Source organism: Halomonas sp. RT37, from assembly GCF_040070525.1.
Classification (GTDB): domain Bacteria; phylum Pseudomonadota; class Gammaproteobacteria; order Pseudomonadales; family Halomonadaceae; genus Halomonas; species Halomonas litopenaei.
In genome coordinates, this window is sequence record NZ_CP098827.1 from 1,144,271 (window position 1) to 1,161,679 (window position 17,409).

Genomic DNA, 17,409 nt, shown 5'->3' on the forward strand with positions numbered 1-17,409 from the left:
GCCCCGGTGAGGACGAAAGCCGACGGCCTTTACCGACGCTCACCCCGTCGAACGTCACACGACAGGAGAAGATTCATGAAACTGGAAGGAAAGCAGCTGATCGGCAGCCAGGCCGTCGAGGCCAAGGGCGAGCCCATCCACGCCGTCAATCCGGCCACCGGCGAGACCCTCGAGCCTGGCCACAAGGCAGGCGCGAAGGCCGAGGTCGAGCGCGCCTGCGAACTGGCCTGGGCGGCCTTCGATAGCTACCGCGAGACCGGCCTCGAGGCCCGTGCGACCTTTCTCGAGACCATCGCCGAGGAGATCGAGGCGCTCGGTGACGCCCTGATCGAGCGGGCCATGCAGGAGTCCGGCTTGCCCCAGGCACGTCTTGAGGGCGAGCGTGGCCGTACCTGCGGCCAGCTGCGCCTGTTCGCCTCGGTGGTACGCGCCGGCGAATGGCTCGACGTGCGTCACGATCCGGCGCTGCCGGACCGCGAACCGATGCCGCGGGTCGACCTGCGCCAGCGCCATATCGCGCTGGGTCCGGTGGCGGTGTTCGGCGCCTCCAACTTCCCGCTGGCGTTCTCGGTGGCCGGCGGCGACACCGCCTCCGCCCTGGCCGCCGGCTGTCCGGTGGTGGTCAAGGCCCACTCGGCCCACCCCGGCACCTCGGAGCTGGTCGGCCGCGCGCTGCAGAAGGCGGTGGCCCGCTGTGAACTGCCGGAAGGCGTGTTCTCGCTGTTGTTCGGTTCCGGTCGCGAGGTCGGCCAAGGCCTGGTCAGCGACGCGCGGATCAAGGCGGTGGGCTTCACCGGCTCGCGCAGCGGTGGCACCGCCCTGATGAAGACCGCTCAGGCGCGTCCCGAGCCGATCCCGGTGTACGCCGAGATGAGCTCGATCAATCCGGTGTTCCTGCTGCCCGAGGCGCTCAAGGCCCGTGGCAAGGCGCTGGGCGAGGCCTTCGTCGGCTCGCTGACCATGGGGGCCGGCCAGTTCTGCACCAACCCGGGGCTGGTGATCGCGGTCAAGGGCGAGGCGCTCGACGGCTTCGTCGAGGCTGCCGCCGAAGCGGTCAAGGGCGCAGGCGCCCAGACCATGCTGACGCCGGGCATCCACGACGCCTACACCCAGGGCGTCAACACCCTTGGCGGCAGCGACAAGGCCCGTGAAGTGGCGCGTGGCCCACAGGGCGACGGACCCAACCAGTGCCAGGCCGGCCTGTTCGTGGCCAAGGCCAGCGACTTCCTCAATGATGAGGCGCTCAAGGCCGAGGTATTCGGTTCGACCTCGCTGGTGGTCGAGTGTGCCGACCTAGACGAGGTCAAGGCACTGGCCGAGGGGCTCGAGGGCCAGCTGACCGCGACCCTGCAGATGGACGACGGCGACATCGACGCGGCCCGTGGCCTGCTGCCGATCCTCGAGCGGCGTGCCGGACGGGTGATGGCCAACGGCTGGCCCACCGGGGTCGAGGTGTGCCACGCCATGGTCCACGGTGGCCCCTATCCGGCCACCTCTGACTCGCGCACCACCTCTGTCGGCAGCGCCGCCATCCACCGCTTCCTGCGCCCGGTGTGCTATCAGAACCTGCCGGATGCCCTGCTGCCGCAAGCGCTCAAGGATGGCAATCCGCTGAACGTCAGCCGCCTGGTGGACGGCAAACGGGACAGGTGAAGGGACTGATGGACAGCGCCAGACGCGCTCGGTGGTGACACCGCTGACGTGCAGACAGCAAGGCCCGGTGAGTCGATCACCGGGCCTTGCTGGTATTGCATTGACGCTCGCACTTTTCAGGTTGCGCAGGAGCGTTCATTTGACTCGAGGTGGTACTAAGCTTTGGTACTGTCGGTGCGTGAAACGAAAACACGCAAGTTTCGAGAAGTGCGCGTGTTTCATCGTCCACACCCGACACCGGATACGGATAAGGGGGCCGTCGCAAGCCTTCGTAAATGGCTGGAAGCAAACGGATTGATGCCATGAACAATGTCATGATGATCAATGGTTATCGCGCCATTATTCAGTATGACCCCGAAATCGAGATGTTTCGCGGAGAATTCACGGGACTCAATGGGGGCGCCGATTTCTATGCCGATAGTGTCTGTGCCTTGCGCAAGGAAGGGGAGATATCGCTGCGTGTCTTCTTGGATACTTGCCGCGAGATGGGGATCGATCCTGTCAGGGCGTACTCTGGAAAGTTCCAGGTCCGCGTTCCCGAATCGATGCACAAGCAGGCGGTTGATGCCGCCAAGGCCCGCGGCATCAGCCTGAATCTGTTGATGACGACTGCGCTAGAGAACGAGCTATCGACGTGACGTCGATGAATTGAGGTCAAGACGTACCGAGATTGCTGGACGCATAGGGTGTGCTGGACCTTTTTCTTACACCAGTTCGGCAGCCGTCAACACCATGATCCCCACACTGATGGAGACCAGGCTAAGCAAGGTGCTGAGCATGATGATGCTGGCGGCGAGGCGTTGATTGGCGCCGGCCCCCCTGGCCATGACGTAGGCTACGGCGGCAGTGGGGCTACCGAGAAACAGGAACAGCATGCCGAGTTCGGCGCCCCGAAAGCCCACCGCCAGTGCCAGTGCAACACCGATGGCCGGCATGACGGCAACCTTCCACAGGCTGGCCGACAGCGCCAAGGTTCCGCTCTCACGGGCGGCCTGCAGGCTCAGGCTGCCACCGATGCAGATCAGCGCCAGCGGTAGCGACAGCGAGGCCAGGTAGTCGCCGGATGTCATCAGCCAGGGCGGCAAGTCGAGGTGAAGGTAGGTCAGCGGCAGGGCGGCGACGATACCGATGATCAATGGGTTGGTGGCGACGTCCTTGAGGATCGCCAGGGGACGTGAGCTGACCACCGGACTGTAGACCGACAGTACAATGGCCGACATTACCAGGTTGACGATGATGATGCCGCCGGCCATGACACTGCCGAGCGACAGGCCAAAGTCGCCGTACATGTTGGCCGACAGGGCCAGTCCGACGATACCGCAGTTGCCGCGAAAGGCGCCTTGCACAAAGACGCCGCGATCCACTCGCGGGCAGCGCCACAGGGCCCAGCCCCAGATGACAAGAAAGATGGCCACCGAGACGACCAGATAGAAACCGACCAGTCCGAGCTTCAGGTCCTGGCCGGGATCGGCGCGCAGCAGGCTCAGGAACAACAGCGTTGGCATGGTCAGGCGAAACACCAGGCTCGAGGCGGTGTCGACGAAGGCTTGATCGATCCAGCCCAGACGCTTCAGAACGGCGCCGATGAAGACCATGGCGAAAACGGGCAGGCTGACGCCGAGGGTGCTGGCAAGGATGCTGATATCGATGGGGAGACCCTCCTGCTCGGATAGCACGCTAAAGGACTTAATATACTATGTATGATTTATAGTTGGGAAGCCTTTGGGTGGACGGCGTCGGGTGAGGTTCTTGGTATGACCGGGAGCGCGGGACTTGGATGGTGGCTGGATTCAGGAATCTGAGGGCCAATCACGGTGCGGTTCGACCAGGGAGAGGGCCGGTCGAAGAAGAGGTGGTGAAGAGGACGTGAAGATGAGGTGAAGAGAACGACTGAAGAGGGCGCACGTCGGGGCTTCTGGTGCGCCCTTGTCAAGAGAGTTCAGCGCGCCAGCCAGAGTCCGATGACCACCGCCACGGCCACGGTGGTGAAGAACAGACGGTTGCGCAGGCGGGTATCGCGGGCGGGTTTACGGGACACGCGTTGCTCCTTGGTAGCGGGGAGTCAGGGGGAATTCCGGGGAATCTAGGCTTTGGTTCACTTGGCGGCCTAGGGTAATGCCGTTAGCCTGCCAAGGCTACAGCGGCGGGTCGCCGCCTCTCATCGGATGAGACAGAATCATGCCAGATACCCCAACCTTGCTGTTCGCCCACGCCAATGGCTTTCCCGGCGGCAGTTACAGAAGCCTGCTGGCACCACTCGCAGAGCGCTTCGACGTCCAGCCGCTCGATCGCCTGGGCCACCATCCCGATTTTCCCGTGGGCCACAACTGGTTGGCATTGCGTGATGAATACCTCGAGAGCACCCGCCACCTGGCCGGACCCTTTATCGGTGTCGGCCACTCCATGGGCGGGGTGATCACCGCCATGGCGGCGCGCCAGGAGCCGGAGCGGTTCCAGGCCGTGGTGATGCTCGACCCGCCGCTGATGCTGGGCATCGACGCCTTGGCCATGCGCGTCAGCAAGTGGCTCGGCATGGTGGATCGAGTGACGCCGGCAGGCAAGAGCAAGGGGCGCCGTACCCGTTGGGAAAGCCGTGATGCGATGCGCGCTCAACTCCGGCGCAAGGGTCTGTTTCGCAGCTTCACCGAGGAGGCGCTGGACGACTACATCGATGCCGGCACCACGACCCTGGAGGACGGCGCGGTGGTGTTGAGCTATGACCCGGATATCGAGGTCGAGATCTTCCGTCATCTGCCCCACCATCTGGATCGTCTGCCCACGGAGGTACGAGTACCTCTGGGTGTGCTGGCAGGGGAGACGTCTGACTTGCTGACCGAGGCACGTTGCCGACGTCTCAGCCGGCGCGGTATCGCCCTGGACAGGGTGCCCGGCAGTCATATGTTTCCGATGGAGCAGCCCGAGGCAACGCGACGCGCCTTGCTTGCCATGATCGACCGTCTGCTGGGCGAAGGGACAACGCAATGAAGCCATCGGGAGAAGCGCTTCGCCTGGCACAGGGGCGCCTGGCCGCACTGGCCTGGGGACGCACGGAGGCGCCGGTGTGGCTGGCGCTGCACGGCTGGCTCGACAACGCCGCAAGCTTTGCGCGTTTAGCGCCGGTGCTGGCCGAACGGCTCGATATACGCCTGGTGGCCATCGACATGGCCGGCCATGGACACTCCGAGCGGCTGCCCGGTGACTACGACTACGCCATCTGGGACTACTGCCACGACCTGCTCGATGCACTGGATGATCTCGGACTGGACAGTGCCCCGGTGCTGGCTCACTCCCTCGGCGCCGGGGTGGCCTGCCTGGTCGCCGCGGCCTGGCCCGAACGCATCGAGCGCCTGGTGCTGGTCGACGGTCTGGGGGCCTTGACCACCCCACCTGAAGATACCGCTGGCCAGTTGGGGCGTTCGTTGCGGGCCCAGCGTCGCCGTCGCTCGCGGATTCCTCATTATGCCGATCTGGATACCGCGGTGGCGGCGCGGGTCGCCGGTGGCGCCACCCCGGTGGATGCCGACACGGTGCGCGACATCGTGGCCAGGAACCTGACCCCCTGCGACGAGGGCGGCCTGCGACTGCGCACCGACCCGCGCCTGCTGCGCCCCTCCCCCGTGCGGCTGACCGATGACCAGGTCGCCAATCTGCTCGAGGCTATTGCCTGCGAGGTACTGCTGGTCGAAGGGCGTGACGGTATTCTCGGGGAACGTCCACGAGGGGTGGCCTCGCGAGCACGCGTTCGCCGCCTGACCCGTTGCGTGCTGGAGGGCGGACACCATCTTCATGCCTCGCCGCAGCACGCCCCCGCGGTGGCCGATGCCATCGTCGAGGCGTTGTCCGCAACACCTTGATCGACAAGACGACCTTGGCAGCCAGTCGGTGGATGAGTCTTGGCCGCTGCGCCGTGACAGGCCGCGTAAGCTTTTCCACGGTGGGTTAGTCTAAGCTTATAGACAGGCCTGCGAGTGCGAGGCATGCGCTGTTCAAGCGCTGCCCGCGCGGCCAATCCGCAGCAGGAGGGCATTGCCATGACCGTCTATCGCCACGATTGTCCCCCGGGATCGAGCGGCAAGCGCATTGCGCTGACATTGGGTAGTGGTGGTGCCCGAGGCTATGCCCACATCGGTGTGCTGCAGGAATTGGTCGCCCGCGACTATGAAGTGGTGGCGATCTCGGGGTGCTCCATGGGCGCCCTGGTCGGGGGCATCTTTGCTGCGGGGAAGCTCGAGCCCTACCGTCAGTGGGTCGAGGAACTGGGCTCCTTCGGCGTACTTCGTCTGCTCGACATGTCGTTCACCTCCATGGGCGCCATGCAGGGCAGGAAGGTGATGAGCAAGATCGAGTCGTTTATCGGTGATGTCGCCATCGAGGACCTGCCCATTCCCTTCACCGCGGTGGCGACCGACCTGATGCGCCAGCGAGAAGTGTGGTTTCAGCGGGGGTCCCTGCTCAAGGCTATCCGTGCCTCCATCGCCATACCCGGGGTCTTCACGCCGGTCGAGGATGGGCCTCGGCTGCTGGTCGATGGCGGTCTGCTCAATCCGCTGCCGATCATCTCCAACGTGTCGGTCCACGCGGACCTGGTGATGGCGGTCAACGTCACCGCCAACAGCCCCAACCTTGTCTCTCTCGAGGAGTTGCTGCCGGTGGAGTGCCCGAGCTGCGATGAGGCCCGAGGCGGTAAAGGTACCAACGGAGAACGCCGCAGGGGCGATCGACGCGGTGCGCTGATGGCGCGGCGTTTTCAGGAAAGCGCCGAATCGGAGGCCGAAGCCGACCGTGCCGAGCGCGGTAATGCCGCGCTGGGGCGCAAGGACTGGGGGCGGCTGGCCACCATCCTGACCTCCTTCGACATCACCCAGGCGGCGTTGGCGCGCTACAAGGAGGCGGGCTATCCGCCGGACATCCTGGTGGAGATACCCAAGACCGTCTGCGGTTCCTTCGAATTCCACCGTGCCAGGGATCTGATCCGTCTGGGGCGTCACCTGACCTGCCAGGCGCTGGATCGCATCGAGACCTGCGGTATCGTCGAGCAGACCGAAAAGCCAGCAGGCTGACCCAGGGCATCGGCCGCGACTTCCAGGCCCATATCGACTGCGCCGCCTCAGCAGCATTTGGGTCGCACCGATGCACCTTCTGAGAGGGGGGCAGGGTGTCTGTCTGACCGGGGCTCAGGGCGTTTGTCCGCGCCGTCTCAGCAGCACGTAAACCGCACCGGTGCCGCCTTCGGCGTCGGTGGCCGAACAGAAGGCCAGCACGCTCGGCCATTCTCTCAACCACGCATTGACGTGACTCTTGATCACCGGATAGTCGGCGGTGGCGCCCCAGGCCTTGCCGTGGACCACGATCACGCAGCGATGGCCACTGGCCACCGAGTCACGCAGAAAGCTCTCGAGTTCCGAGCGAGCCTCCTCGAGGCTGTAGCCGTGCAAGTCCAGACCGCCTTCCCAGCCGATCATCCCGCGCTTCAACTGGCTACGGGTGCGATAGGGCAGGTCGGGAAGGGCAAAGTCCAGATACTCCGATGGGCGTACCGGCTCGACTCGGCCATCCGAGGTGCGCCCGGTGGCCACGTCATCACCCGCGCTGACGGCGGCAGCGCGGCGTGCGGCGGCGGCCTGATCTCGCTGGGCACGGGTGGTCGGACGCGGCTTGCCGGTGTCGGCGCGGTTGTGGCGGATACGACGGACACCTGCCTGCTCCAGGGCCTGGCGAAACGCGCTGATCTCGTCGTCGGGCGGTGGCTGGCGCTGGCTCATGGGGTCCTCGGGTCCGGTAAAAGGGAGGCCCAGTATACCGTGGTGGCCGTGGCAGTGAACCGCCGGCACGGATACAATGCCTTGCGAGTCAGATAGCCATCTATATCGCTATCTCGATCTCTATCTATATCGCTATCCAGGATCTTGCATCTGCCTTCGCCCCTGGAACGGAAGGGACCTTCGCGTGAAGGTCGTCGAAGGCGGTGATTGTCCATGCGATCCTGGCGCACGCCTCTTCTTGAACCCGATCGACAGGATGCCCTCTTGGCCGACTCTTCCTCCTCTCCGTCCACTTCCAGGTCTTCGACGCTGGCGCTCCCCGACGCTGAATTGGCCGACGGCCTGTTCACCCTGCGCGACTGTCTGCGCTGGGCAACCAGCGAGTTTCACCTGGCGGGGCTGACCTACAGCCACGGCACAGACAGCGCCTGGGACGAGGCGGTGGCACTGGTGCTTGGCGCCTTGCATCTGCCCTGGAACGTGGACCCCGGCGTGCTGGACGCGCGGCTGCTGCCGATGGAACGCGAGCGCATCGTCGGTCTGGTGCGCGCCAGGATCAGCGACAGGCGGCCCTTGCCCTACCTGCTCGGCGAGGCCTTCTTCGCCGGGCTTGTGTTCAGTGTGGACGAGCGGGTGTTGATTCCGCGCTCGCCGATTGCCGAGTTGATCGAGTCGGGCTTTCAGGCCTGGTTCCCCGAGGAGCCGCCTCGGCGCATCCTCGACCTGTGCACCGGCTCGGGCTGTATCGGCATCGCCTGCGCCGAGTATCTGCCTACCGTCGAGGTGGACCTGTCCGATATCAGCCAGGACGCCCTGGCGGTGGCCCGTGAGAACATCAATCGCCACGACGTAGGCCGGCGCGTGCGCGCGGTGCACAGCGACGTCTTCGATGGCCTGGAAGGTCAGCGCTACGACTTGATCGTGTCCAACCCGCCCTACGTCGATATCCGCGACCTGACCACCATGCCGGAGGAGTTCCGTCATGAGCCGGCTCTGGCGCTGGGGGCGGGCAGCGATGGCCTGGATATCGTCAGACGTATCCTGCGCGAGGCAAGAGCGCACCTCAGCGACCACGGCGTGCTGATCGTCGAGGTCGGCAACTCCGATCATCATCTGGAAGCGGCCTTCCCCGAGGTTCCCTTCCTGTGGCTCGAATTCGAGCGCGGCGGTCAGGGCGTGTTTGCCCTCACCGCCGAAGAACTCGACGCCCATGCGGCGTCCTTTGCACAACAATAGAGGAGCGCCCATGTCCGGCAATACCTTCGGCAAGCTGTTTACCGTCACCACCTTTGGCGAGAGTCACGGGCTTGCGCTCGGCGCCATCGTCGATGGCTGCCCGCCTGGCATCGAGCTCAGCGAGGCCGATCTGCAGGCCGACCTGGATCGTCGCCGTCCAGGCACGTCGCGCCATACCACCCAGCGTCGTGAGCCTGATCAGGTGAAGATCCTGTCGGGCGTGTTCGAGGGGCGCACCACCGGTACCTCGATTGGCCTGTTGATCGAGAACACCGACCAGCGCTCCAAGGACTATTCGAAGATCAAGGACCAGTTCCGGCCGGCCCACGCCGACTACACCTATCACCACAAGTACGGCGAGCGCGACTATCGCGGTGGCGGACGTTCCAGTGCCCGCGAGACCGCCATGCGGGTGGCCGCCGGGGCCATCGCCAAGAAGTACCTGGCGAGCCAGGGCATCGTGGTGCGTGGCTACATGAGTCAGCTGGGCGAGCTGGCCATCGAGTTTCGTGACTGGGAAGCGGTCAACGACAACCCCTTCTTCTGTCCCGACCCCAAACGGGTGCCGGAACTCGAGGCCTACATGGACCAGCTTCGCCGTGACCAGGACTCGGTGGGGGCGAAGATCACCGTCACCGCCGAAGGGCTGCCGCCCGGGCTTGGCGAGCCGGTGTTCGACCGCCTCGATGCCGAGCTGGCCCACGGCCTGATGAGCATCAACGCGGTCAAGGGCGTCGAGATCGGTGACGGCTTTGCCAGCGTGGCCCAGCGTGGCAGCCAGCACCGTGACGAGATGACCCCGGAGGGTTTTCTGTCGAATCATGCCGGTGGCGTACTGGGAGGCATCTCCAGCGGCCAGACGCTGATCGCTCACCTGGCGCTCAAGCCGACCTCCAGCATCACCATTCCTGGGCGCTCCATCGACGTGGACGGCAATCCGGTGGAGGTGGTAACCAAGGGACGCCACGATCCCTGCGTGGGGATTCGTGCCACGCCCATCGCCGAAGCGATGATGGCGCTGACCCTGATGGACCACCTGCTGCGTCATCGCGCACAGAACAGTGATGTGCGAGTCAGCACACCACGGCTACGCTGAATCGCAGAGCATGACAGGACTGCTACACTCAAGTAACTGTGGCAGGGAAGGTGCAGGATGCAGGCATCTTTGCGCCCGATAGCGCGGGCTACCGGCGCCACACACCGCCATACAAGGATCACGAGGCCAGCATGAAGATCAACGTCGAATTCGATCTGACCCCGGAAGAGTTACGCCAGGCATTGGGGCTTCCCAATATCGAGGCCTTCCAGCAGGACCTGCTCGATCGCATTCATCGGCAGATGGAGTCCGGTGTCGAAGGCTACGATCCGATGAGCCTGATGCAGCCGTTCCTGCAACAGCCGGCGCTGCAGCAGGGACTGTCCCAGGGGCTTGCCAGTTTCGGCAACTATCAGAAGATGATGATGGATATGCTGACCCAGGCCGCCCAGAGCGCCAAGGGTTCTTCTGCCAAGGATGACAAGGCCGAGGAGGCGTCAAGCTCCACGGCGCCGCGGTCCAGTGGGGCGGCCAAGGCCAGCTCGCGCAGTGCCAAGGGCGGCAAGAGCTAGCCAGGTGCTCGTCAAGTGCCCGCCAGGGGCCCGCAGGAAAGCGGCCACGGGTATGGCGGGGAGGGCAGATTCGCCGATGGCGAGGGTGCGGGGCGTCTTGATGCACAATCGCGCAGGAGGCGACGCCTGTCATGGCGTTGTCACCGAGGGTGTGCCAGACTGAGTTTGTTGCGCTGCAACAACGCTGTCCTCAGCATGCTTCCTGGACGGAGGCTCCCTGGCGGACAGTGGCAGCGGATTGCCGAGTGGACAGACACCATCGACACGATTCCAGGAGGTTCGGTCATGCAAGACAAGATGTTCGACAACTTCAACGAGCAGACTCGTCAGTTCTTCGAGCCGATGCGCAAACTCAACTCCCTGATGCTGGACAACATGCAGAAAATGTCCCAGTACCAGATGGAGTCGATGAAGCGCTATAGCCAGATGGGTACCGAGCGCATGCGTGAAGCCACCGCGATCAACGACGCCGAGGGGCTGCGCGACTTCTCTACCCGTCAGGCCGAGATGCTCAACGAACTGTCGGCGCAGATGCTCGAAGATGCCCGCGCCATGAGCGAAATGAGCCTCGAGTTCAAGAGCGAACTGGAGTCGCTGTTTGCCGAGTCCGGCCAGCAGCTTGCCGATCAGGCGACCCAGGCCCGCGACCAGGCGACCGAGGCGGTCGAGAAGGCCACCCAGCAGGTCACCGAGGCAGCCGAAAAGGCCACCCAGCAGGCCAGCCAGGCGACTTCACAGGCGGCCTCCCAGGCCTCGTCTCAGACCAGCAGCGCCAGCAAGTCGACCGGCGGAACCGCCAAGGCGACCTCCAGCCGCAAGCGCACTTGAGGCAAGCGGGTCTGAGGCAAGCGCACCTGAGACAAGAGTACTGTTGGACGTGCCAATGAGTGAGCGGCCGCAGGCGAGTGCAGGCATTGGCGTGAAGCGCCTGCCGCACGACGGCATAGTCAGCGGCGGCCGACTCGCCCCCCAACAACGATGACGAAACGAGGGTGGATAGCTGCGACGCCGCGAGGCCGACGGTGGTCCACCCTTTTTTGCAGGGCAGGCCAGAGGAGAACGCAATGGCGGCAGGTGATCAGGCGGCGGACAACCCGGAGGAATGGGGCAACCAGCTATCGGTGCTGGGCGCCGAGTACCAGGCGTTGATGGAAGATTTCCTTTCGCGCATGGTGCCCAATGACGCAGCGGATTCGGTGATGGAGGACATTCGCAACAGCTTCCAGGCCGGTGCCGAATCGCTGATGCGCAATCCCACCCTGCTATGGGAGACCCAGGCCAAGCTGATGCAGGATCAGATGGCGCTGTGGCAACAGGCCATGGCGGCGGCCAGCGGTGGCGCTTTCGAGCCCTTGGTGACGCCGTCCCGCGGCGATCGCCGCTTCAAGGACGAGGCCTGGACCAGCGATCCTGGCTACAACGCCATCATGCAGCAGTATCTGCTGTTCTCGAACACCGTCGAGACTCTGGTGGACAAGCTCGACGATCTGAGCCCCGGCGAGAAGCGCAATCTGTCCTTCTACGCGCGTCAGATGGTCAACGCCATGTCGCCGACCAACTTCGTCTCCACCAATCCCGAAGTCATGCGCAAGACCCTCGAGACCCGGGGCCAGAACCTGGTCGACGGTCTGTCGCGTCTGCGCGAGGACCTGGCCAACTCGGCCGAGGGTCTTAACGTCACCATGACCGATCGCAGCGCCTTCGAGGTCGGTGAAAACATCGCGGTGTCACAAGGCGCGGTGGTGATGGAAAACGAGCTGATCCAGCTGATCCAGTACGCGCCCACCACCGAGAAGGTGTTCAAGACGCCGCTGTTGATCGTGCCACCCTGGATCAACAAGTTTTACGTGCTCGACCTGCGCCCGGAAAACTCGCTGGTGAAGTGGCTGGTGGACCAGGGCCACACCGTGTTCCTGATCTCCTGGCGCAACCCCGGACCGGAGCAGCGCGATCTGACCTGGGCGGACTACATGCAGCTTGGCCCGATCGCGGCGCTGGACGGTATCGAGCAGGCCACCGGCGAGAAGTCGGCCAACTTCCTGTCCTACTGCATCGGCGGCACCCTGACGGCCTCGACCATGGCCTACCTGACCAGTACCCGGCGCGGGCGCAAGGCCAAGTCGGTGACCTACATGGCGACCCTGCAGGACTTCCGTGACCCCGGCGAGATCGGCGTCTTCCTGAGCGAACCGGTGCTCCAGGGCATCGAAGCCAAGCTCGAGCAGGACGGTTACCTGGATGGCCGCGTCATGGCCTACTCGTTCAACCTGCTGCGGGAGAACGACCTGTTCTGGTCGTTCTACGTCAACAACTACCTGAAGGGCGAGGATCCTGCGGCCTTCGACCTGCTGTACTGGAATACCGACGGCACCAACCTGCCGGCGGGCACCCACGGCTGGTACCTGCGTCACCTGTATCAGGAGAACCAGCTGGTCGAGCCAGGCGGTGTCGAGCTCGACGGCGTCAAGATCGACCTGCGCAAGGTGTCGACGCCGAGCTACTTCATCGCCACCAAGGAAGACCATATCGCCAAGTGGAACAGCAGCTACTACGGCGCGCTGTTGCCCAAGGGCCCGGTGACCTTCGTGCTGGGGGGCTCCGGCCATATCGCCGGTGTGGTCAATCCGCCGCACAAGAACAAGTACGGCTACTGGACCAACGACGAGCTACCCGACAACCACGAAGAGTGGCTGGCCGGTGCCGAGGCTCATGAAGGTTCCTGGTGGCCCCACTGGCAGGAGTGGATGGTCAAGGGTGGCTACGTGGACGCCGACAAGATGGTCGATGCCCGCGAGCCTGGTGGCGGTGAGCTGCCGCTGCTGGAGCCCGCGCCGGGGCGTTTCGTCAAGACCAGCATCCCTGAAGTGCTGGGCGAGGCGGAGGACGACGAGGCCGCCGAGTAACGTTCGTCAGCGTGACAGGCAGGAGGGTATCCGAGGAACGCATCTGGCCTTTGATACCCGCCTGACGCTCGTACACTAATCCGCACTGTTGCAACACGGTTGCAACACAACAACGCCGGGGGGGCCTGAGCCCTCGCGGCGTTGTCGTTTGTGGTGAATGTCGTTCGCGGCCAGAGCGGCGTCGACGGTCGTTGGCTTGCGTCGGCTTGCGTTGGCTCAGTCCCGCCGGCGCCACAGTGCGCCCGCCAGCAGCATCAGCCCGGCGACGAGCCAGGTGGGCCAGCTACCGGTGCGGGTGAAGGGCGTCAGCCCCTGCATCGGCTGCACCTGACCGTCCAGGCGCGCCGTCTCGAACTGGGGCAGCTGGTCGAGCAGGCGGCCCTGATCGTCGATGATGGCGGTGATGCCATTGCTGGTGGCTCGCATCACGTAGCGGCCGTTTTCCAGGGCGCGCAGCCGGGCCATTTCCAGATGCTGGTGGGGGCCGATCGAATCGCCAAACCAGCTGTCGTTGGAGACGGTGAGCAACAGTTCCGAATCACGGGCACGCTCGGCCACCAGGTCGGCGTAGATGATCTCGTAGCAGATGGCGTTGCCGAGGGTGTGACCGGCGGCGGTCATCGGCGGCTGCGTATCCGGTCCCGGCGTCATGGCAGGCATCGGCAGGTCGAAGAAGGCGATGGCGCCCCTGAGCAGGCTTTCCAGTGGCAGGTACTCGCCGAAGGGCACCAGGTGGGCCTTGCGATAGGCGCCACTGGCGTTGCCGTAGGCGCTCACGGCGTTGAAGAAACGCCCGTCGGCGTCGCGCTGAAGGATGCCGGTCAGCAGCGCCGTCTCGGGGGCCAGCGCCGCCTGGGCGCGGGCCATGATCGGCTCGGCCTGGTCCTCGAACATCGGCAGGGCCGCCTCGGGCCAGATAACGATGTCCGGCTCCACCGGGGCGGTCGCCTCCAGGTCACCGGTCATGCCCAGATAGGTATTGACCGCCTGGCGCTGGCCTTCGGGCAGCCACTTGATCTCCTGGGGCAGGTTGCCCTGCAACAGAGCCACGTTCAGCGGATCACCGGTGGGCGAGGTCCACTGGTTCGGCAGCAGCCAGGGCAGGCCCCACATGGCCACCAGCGGCAGGGCGGCCAGCGGTCGTGGCCGCGCGAGCTCCGTCAGCAGCACACCGCTGGCCGCCACCACCAGCGACAGCAGGTAGACGCCGCCCAGGGGCGCCAGCGTCGACAGCGGTGAGTCGACCTGGGTGCTGCCGAGCAGCAGCCAGGGAAAGCCGGTGAACAGCCAGGTCCTGATCCACTCCATCAGTACCCAGAAGCCGACGAAGCCGAGCCCGCCTGCCAGCGCGGTGGGGCGGGCCGGCATCAGGCGCCGGAACAGCCCCATCGGCAAGGCGACGAACAGCGCCATGCTGGCCACGAACAGGGCGGTCAGGAAGAACGCCAGCGGTGCGCTGGTGTAGCCATAGTCGTGGATCGATACGTAGACCCAGGAGGCGCCGCTTCCGAACAGTCCGAGGCCGTAACACCAGCCGCGCAGCAGCGCCTGGCGTGCGCCCCGACGATAGAGACCGGCGTAGACCAGGGCGGCGGCCAGCGGGGCCAGCCACCACCAGGAAAAGGGGGCGGCGGCGAGGGTCGTCAGCCCTCCGGCAATCAGGGCGGCAAGGTAGCCGGCCCTGCCGCCGAGCACTCGCTCGAGCATGGGGTCCATCCTTGGTGTGGGCGAGAAAGGCAAGGCGTCCCCGGACGGGGACGCACGGGTTCAGTCGTCGGTACGGCTTTCGGGTTCGACCTCGAGCAGCCGGATACGCCGATTGTCGGCGTTGAGCACGGTGAAGCGCCAGCCCCCGATCAGAGTATGTTCGCCGCGCGCCGGCAGGTGGCCGAAACGCTGCATCACCAGTCCTCCCAGGGTATCGAACTCGTCGTCGGAGAAGCGCGTGCCGAAGCGCTCGTTGAAGTCCTCGATGGGGGTCAGGGCACGCACCGCGTAGCGGTCATCGCCCAGCTGGCGGATGTCCTCTTCCTCGTCGGTGTCGTGCTCGTCTTCGATGTCGCCGACGATCTCCTCGAGGATGTCCTCGATGGTGACGATCCCGGCGGTGCCGCCGTACTCGTCCACCACCACCGCCATATGGCTGTGGGTGTCACGGAACTCCTTCAACAGGCTGTTGAGGCGCTTGGACTCCGGCACGAACATGGCAGGGCGCAGGACTTCTTCAAGCTGGAAGGGGCGGTCGTCGCTGGACCCCTGCAGCAACGGCAGCAGGTCCTTCACCAGCAGGATGCCCTTGACCTCGTCGAGGTTCTCGCCGATCACCGGGTAGCGCGAGTGACCGGTCTCGAGAATGATCGGCAGGTAGTCCTCCAGCGGCTGATCGAGCTCCAGGGCGGTGACCTGGGAGCGCGGGATCAGCACCTCCCTGACCTGCTGGTCGCTGATGTTCAGGGCGCCTTCGATGATGGTCATGGCATCCTGCTCAAGCTTCAGGCGGCTGCCCGCCTGGCGCAGGAATTCGCGCAACTCTTCTCGTGAGCTGGGTTCGTCACTGTCGCTGGACAGGGCACTGAAGAGTTTGTCGAACCAGGATTTGTTGGGGGCCTGGCTACTCGATCGGTCTTCGCTCATGCGTCGGCTCTCTCGTCCTCGCTACCGGGATCCGGAGATGGGGCCGGCGGGGCGTAAGGGTCGTCAATGCCCAGGCCGGCAAGGATACTGCGCTCGAGGCCTTCCATGAGGTCGGCCTCCTCATCCTCGATATGGTCATGGCCCAGCAAATGCAAGGTGCCGTGCACGACCATATGAGCGTAGTGATCGATCAGCGACTTGTCCTGCTCGCGTGCTTCGCGCACGACCACCTGATGGCAGATCACCAGATCGCCAAGCAGCGGAAGCTCGAGGCCTGGCGGGGCCTCGAAGGGGAATGACAGGACATTGGTCGGGGCATCCTTGCCACGGTAGTCACGGTTGAGGGTCTGGCTCTCGTCGGCGTCGACCAGGCGAATCGTGAGTTCCGACTCCGCCCGTTCGGGGAAGTGGGCCAGCACGGCGTCGACCCAGCGCTCGAGGTCATCTGCCTCTGGCAGCTCGCTGGCCTCGCTGGCCACCTGACGGTCCACGCAGGCGCTCATCCGCGGGCGTCTCCGTCACCGTTCAAGGACTGTAGACGCTCGGCACGCTCCAGCCGACGCTCTTCGGCACGCGCCTCGCGGCGGGCGCGTTCCTCGGCTTCCTGGTTGGCCTCGAACAGGTCGTAGGCCTCGATGATACGCTGCACCAGCGGGTGGCGAACCACGTCCTTGGCGGCGAAGTGGGTCACCCCGATACCGGCGGTGTCCTTGAGCACATCGAGCACCTGGATCAGGCCGGAGCTCTGGCCCTTGGGCAGGTCGACCTGGGTCACGTCGCCGGTGATCACCGCGGTGGAGCCGAAGCCGATGCGGGTCAGGAACATCTTCATCTGCTCGCGAGTGGTGTTCTGGCTCTCGTCGAGAATGATGAAGGCATTGTTCAGGGTGCGCCCGCGCATGTAGGCCAGCGGCGCGATCTCGATCACCTGGCGCTCGATCAGCTTGGCGACTTGCTCGAAGCCGATCATCTCGTACAGGGCGTCATACAGTGGGCGCAGGTAGGGATCGATCTTCTGGGCAAGGTCACCGGGCAGGAAACCGAGCTTCTCGCCGGCTTCCACCGCCGGGCGCACCAGCAGGATGCGTCGCACCTGCTGCTGGTTGAGCGCTTCCACCGCGGCCGCCACCGCCAGGTAGGTCTTGCCGGTGCCGGCGGGGCCGATGCCGAAGTTGATGTCGTGGTTGCGGATGCTGGTGACGTAGCCCTGCTGATTGAGACCGCGCGGCTTGATCAGGGTGCGCGGGGTACGAATCAGCACCTCGCCCTCGCCGGCGTCTTCTTCGGCGTCCTCGTCGAGGGCCTCGATGCCGGCTTCCTGCAGGAACAGGTGCACGGTGTCCGGGGTCAGCTCGGTGGCCTCGGCCTCACGATAGAGGTGTTCCACCAGGTTCGCGGCCGCCTTGACGCGAGCGCCGGGCCCGGCCAGCTGGAACATGTTGCCGCGGTTGCGCAGGGTGACGCCGAGCCGGCTTTCGATCAGCTTCAGATGCTCGTCGCGCTGGCCACACAGGTTGGCAAGACGGCGGGGCTCGTTGGGTTCGAGGTTGAGCGTGATGATGCGGTTGGCCTGGGTCGATGGCTGGCTCAAGGCGTGAAGAATCCGTGTTTGG

General features: G+C 65.0%; 16 protein-coding genes. 10 read left to right on the forward strand and 6 right to left on the reverse strand.

Translation table 11 applies throughout. The features are described 5' to 3' along the window. The first annotated feature begins 75 nt into the window (after positions 1-75). The gene (locus tag NFG58_RS05180; RefSeq protein WP_348827702.1) at positions 76-1,653 is read left to right on the forward strand and encodes an aldehyde dehydrogenase (NADP(+)); all 1,578 of its coding nucleotides are present in this window, start codon (positions 76-78) and stop codon (positions 1,651-1,653) included. Positions 1,654-1,955: 302 nt separating this feature from the next. Further along, the gene (locus NFG58_RS05185; RefSeq protein ID WP_348827703.1) at positions 1,956-2,291 is read left to right on the forward strand and encodes a type II toxin-antitoxin system HicB family antitoxin; all 336 of its coding nucleotides are present in this window, start codon (positions 1,956-1,958) and stop codon (positions 2,289-2,291) included. Between the two features lie 66 nt (positions 2,292-2,357). Here NFG58_RS05185 and NFG58_RS05190 read toward each other — a convergent pair whose 3' ends face one another. Further along, complete coding sequence (locus NFG58_RS05190; protein ID WP_315901136.1) at positions 2,358-3,329, reverse strand: AEC family transporter; 972 nt, start codon at positions 3,327-3,329, stop codon at positions 2,358-2,360. 502 nt (positions 3,330-3,831) lie between these two features. On the opposite strand from NFG58_RS05190, the gene NFG58_RS05195 reads away from it, so the two are divergent. The 3 genes from NFG58_RS05195 to NFG58_RS05205 all read left to right on the forward strand — a co-directional run bounded on the left by NFG58_RS05195 (position 3,832) and on the right by NFG58_RS05205 (position 6,713). Next, positions 3,832-4,638 (forward strand): alpha/beta hydrolase, encoded by an 807-nt coding sequence (locus tag NFG58_RS05195; RefSeq protein ID WP_348827704.1) that lies wholly within the window; start codon positions 3,832-3,834, stop codon positions 4,636-4,638. Then, positions 4,635-5,507 carry an alpha/beta hydrolase gene (locus NFG58_RS05200; RefSeq protein WP_348827705.1) on the forward strand — a complete coding sequence of 291 codons (873 nt, stop codon included), beginning with the start codon at positions 4,635-4,637 and terminating at the stop codon, positions 5,505-5,507. The genes NFG58_RS05195 and NFG58_RS05200 overlap by 4 nt, the downstream gene beginning before the upstream one ends. Positions 5,508-5,684: 177 nt before the next feature. Then, the gene (locus NFG58_RS05205) at positions 5,685-6,713 is read left to right on the forward strand and encodes a patatin-like phospholipase family protein (RefSeq protein ID WP_045991798.1); all 1,029 of its coding nucleotides are present in this window, start codon (positions 5,685-5,687) and stop codon (positions 6,711-6,713) included. Positions 6,714-6,827: 114 nt separating this feature from the next. Here the strand turns inward: NFG58_RS05205 and NFG58_RS05210 are convergent, their stop codons facing one another. After that, entirely contained in the window at positions 6,828-7,415 is a 588-nt protein-coding gene (locus NFG58_RS05210) for a Smr/MutS family protein (protein WP_045991797.1), read from the reverse strand. A gap of 264 nt (positions 7,416-7,679) precedes the next feature. Between NFG58_RS05210 and prmB the strand changes: the two genes are divergently transcribed. From prmB to phaC, 5 genes are all read left to right on the forward strand, one after another. Next, positions 7,680-8,651, forward strand: a complete 972-nt coding sequence (prmB, locus tag NFG58_RS05215; RefSeq protein ID WP_231498478.1) for a 50S ribosomal protein L3 N(5)-glutamine methyltransferase — start codon at positions 7,680-7,682, stop codon at positions 8,649-8,651. A gap of 10 nt (positions 8,652-8,661) precedes the next feature. Next, positions 8,662-9,747, forward strand: a complete 1,086-nt coding sequence (aroC, locus tag NFG58_RS05220; protein WP_348827706.1) for a chorismate synthase — start codon at positions 8,662-8,664, stop codon at positions 9,745-9,747. A 131-nt stretch (positions 9,748-9,878) separates the two neighbouring features. Further along, the gene (locus NFG58_RS05225) at positions 9,879-10,259 is read left to right on the forward strand and encodes a hypothetical protein (RefSeq protein ID WP_045991794.1); all 381 of its coding nucleotides are present in this window, start codon (positions 9,879-9,881) and stop codon (positions 10,257-10,259) included. Positions 10,260-10,544: 285 nt separating this feature from the next. Continuing rightward, complete coding sequence (locus NFG58_RS05230; protein ID WP_045991793.1) at positions 10,545-11,087, forward strand: phasin family protein; 543 nt, start codon at positions 10,545-10,547, stop codon at positions 11,085-11,087. A 236-nt stretch (positions 11,088-11,323) separates the two neighbouring features. After that, positions 11,324-13,162: a class I poly(R)-hydroxyalkanoic acid synthase gene (phaC, locus tag NFG58_RS05235; RefSeq protein ID WP_222569219.1), complete on the forward strand. Its 1,839-nt coding sequence runs from the start codon at positions 11,324-11,326 to the stop codon at positions 13,160-13,162. Between the two features lie 216 nt (positions 13,163-13,378). On the opposite strand, the gene lnt is transcribed toward phaC, so the two are convergent. From lnt to NFG58_RS05255, 4 genes are read right to left on the reverse strand one after another with little or no spacing between them, the layout of a single operon-like run. Continuing rightward, on the reverse strand, positions 13,379-14,869 hold the full coding sequence (gene lnt, locus NFG58_RS05240; protein ID WP_348827707.1) for an apolipoprotein N-acyltransferase: 1,491 nt from the start codon (positions 14,867-14,869) through the stop codon (positions 13,379-13,381). 60 nt (positions 14,870-14,929) lie between these two features. Continuing rightward, positions 14,930-15,796, reverse strand: coding sequence for a transporter associated domain-containing protein (locus NFG58_RS05245; RefSeq protein WP_045991790.1), 867 nt, complete (start codon positions 15,794-15,796; stop codon positions 14,930-14,932). Continuing rightward, positions 15,793-16,299 carry an rRNA maturation RNase YbeY gene (ybeY, locus tag NFG58_RS05250; protein WP_348827708.1) on the reverse strand — a complete coding sequence of 169 codons (507 nt, stop codon included), beginning with the start codon at positions 16,297-16,299 and terminating at the stop codon, positions 15,793-15,795. Before ybeY ends, NFG58_RS05245 begins: the two co-directional genes overlap by 4 nt. Further along, a complete protein-coding gene (locus NFG58_RS05255; RefSeq protein WP_348827709.1) occupies positions 16,296-17,387 on the reverse strand; it encodes a PhoH family protein in 1,092 nt (363 codons plus the stop codon). The genes ybeY and NFG58_RS05255 overlap by 4 nt, the downstream gene beginning before the upstream one ends. Between the last annotated feature and the right edge of the window lie 22 nt (positions 17,388-17,409).

Coding starts and splice junctions, on each gene's coding strand:
- NFG58_RS05180 (WP_348827702.1), top strand. CDS start 76: ATGAAACTGGAAGGAAAGCAGCTGATCGGCAGCCAGGCCGTCGAGGCC.
- NFG58_RS05185 (WP_348827703.1), top strand. CDS start 1,956: ATGAACAATGTCATGATGATCAATGGTTATCGCGCCATTATTCAGTAT.
- NFG58_RS05195 (WP_348827704.1), top strand. CDS start 3,832: ATGCCAGATACCCCAACCTTGCTGTTCGCCCACGCCAATGGCTTTCCC.
- NFG58_RS05200 (WP_348827705.1), top strand. CDS start 4,635: ATGAAGCCATCGGGAGAAGCGCTTCGCCTGGCACAGGGGCGCCTGGCC.
- NFG58_RS05205 (WP_045991798.1), top strand. CDS start 5,685: ATGACCGTCTATCGCCACGATTGTCCCCCGGGATCGAGCGGCAAGCGC.
- NFG58_RS05210 (WP_045991797.1), bottom strand. CDS start 7,415: ATGAGCCAGCGCCAGCCACCGCCCGACGACGAGATCAGCGCGTTTCGC.
- aroC (WP_348827706.1), top strand. CDS start 8,662: ATGTCCGGCAATACCTTCGGCAAGCTGTTTACCGTCACCACCTTTGGC.
- NFG58_RS05225 (WP_045991794.1), top strand. CDS start 9,879: ATGAAGATCAACGTCGAATTCGATCTGACCCCGGAAGAGTTACGCCAG.
- NFG58_RS05230 (WP_045991793.1), top strand. CDS start 10,545: ATGCAAGACAAGATGTTCGACAACTTCAACGAGCAGACTCGTCAGTTC.
- phaC (WP_222569219.1), top strand. CDS start 11,324: ATGGCGGCAGGTGATCAGGCGGCGGACAACCCGGAGGAATGGGGCAAC.
- lnt (WP_348827707.1), bottom strand. CDS start 14,869: ATGCTCGAGCGAGTGCTCGGCGGCAGGGCCGGCTACCTTGCCGCCCTG.
- NFG58_RS05245 (WP_045991790.1), bottom strand. CDS start 15,796: ATGAGCGAAGACCGATCGAGTAGCCAGGCCCCCAACAAATCCTGGTTC.
- ybeY (WP_348827708.1), bottom strand. CDS start 16,299: ATGAGCGCCTGCGTGGACCGTCAGGTGGCCAGCGAGGCCAGCGAGCTG.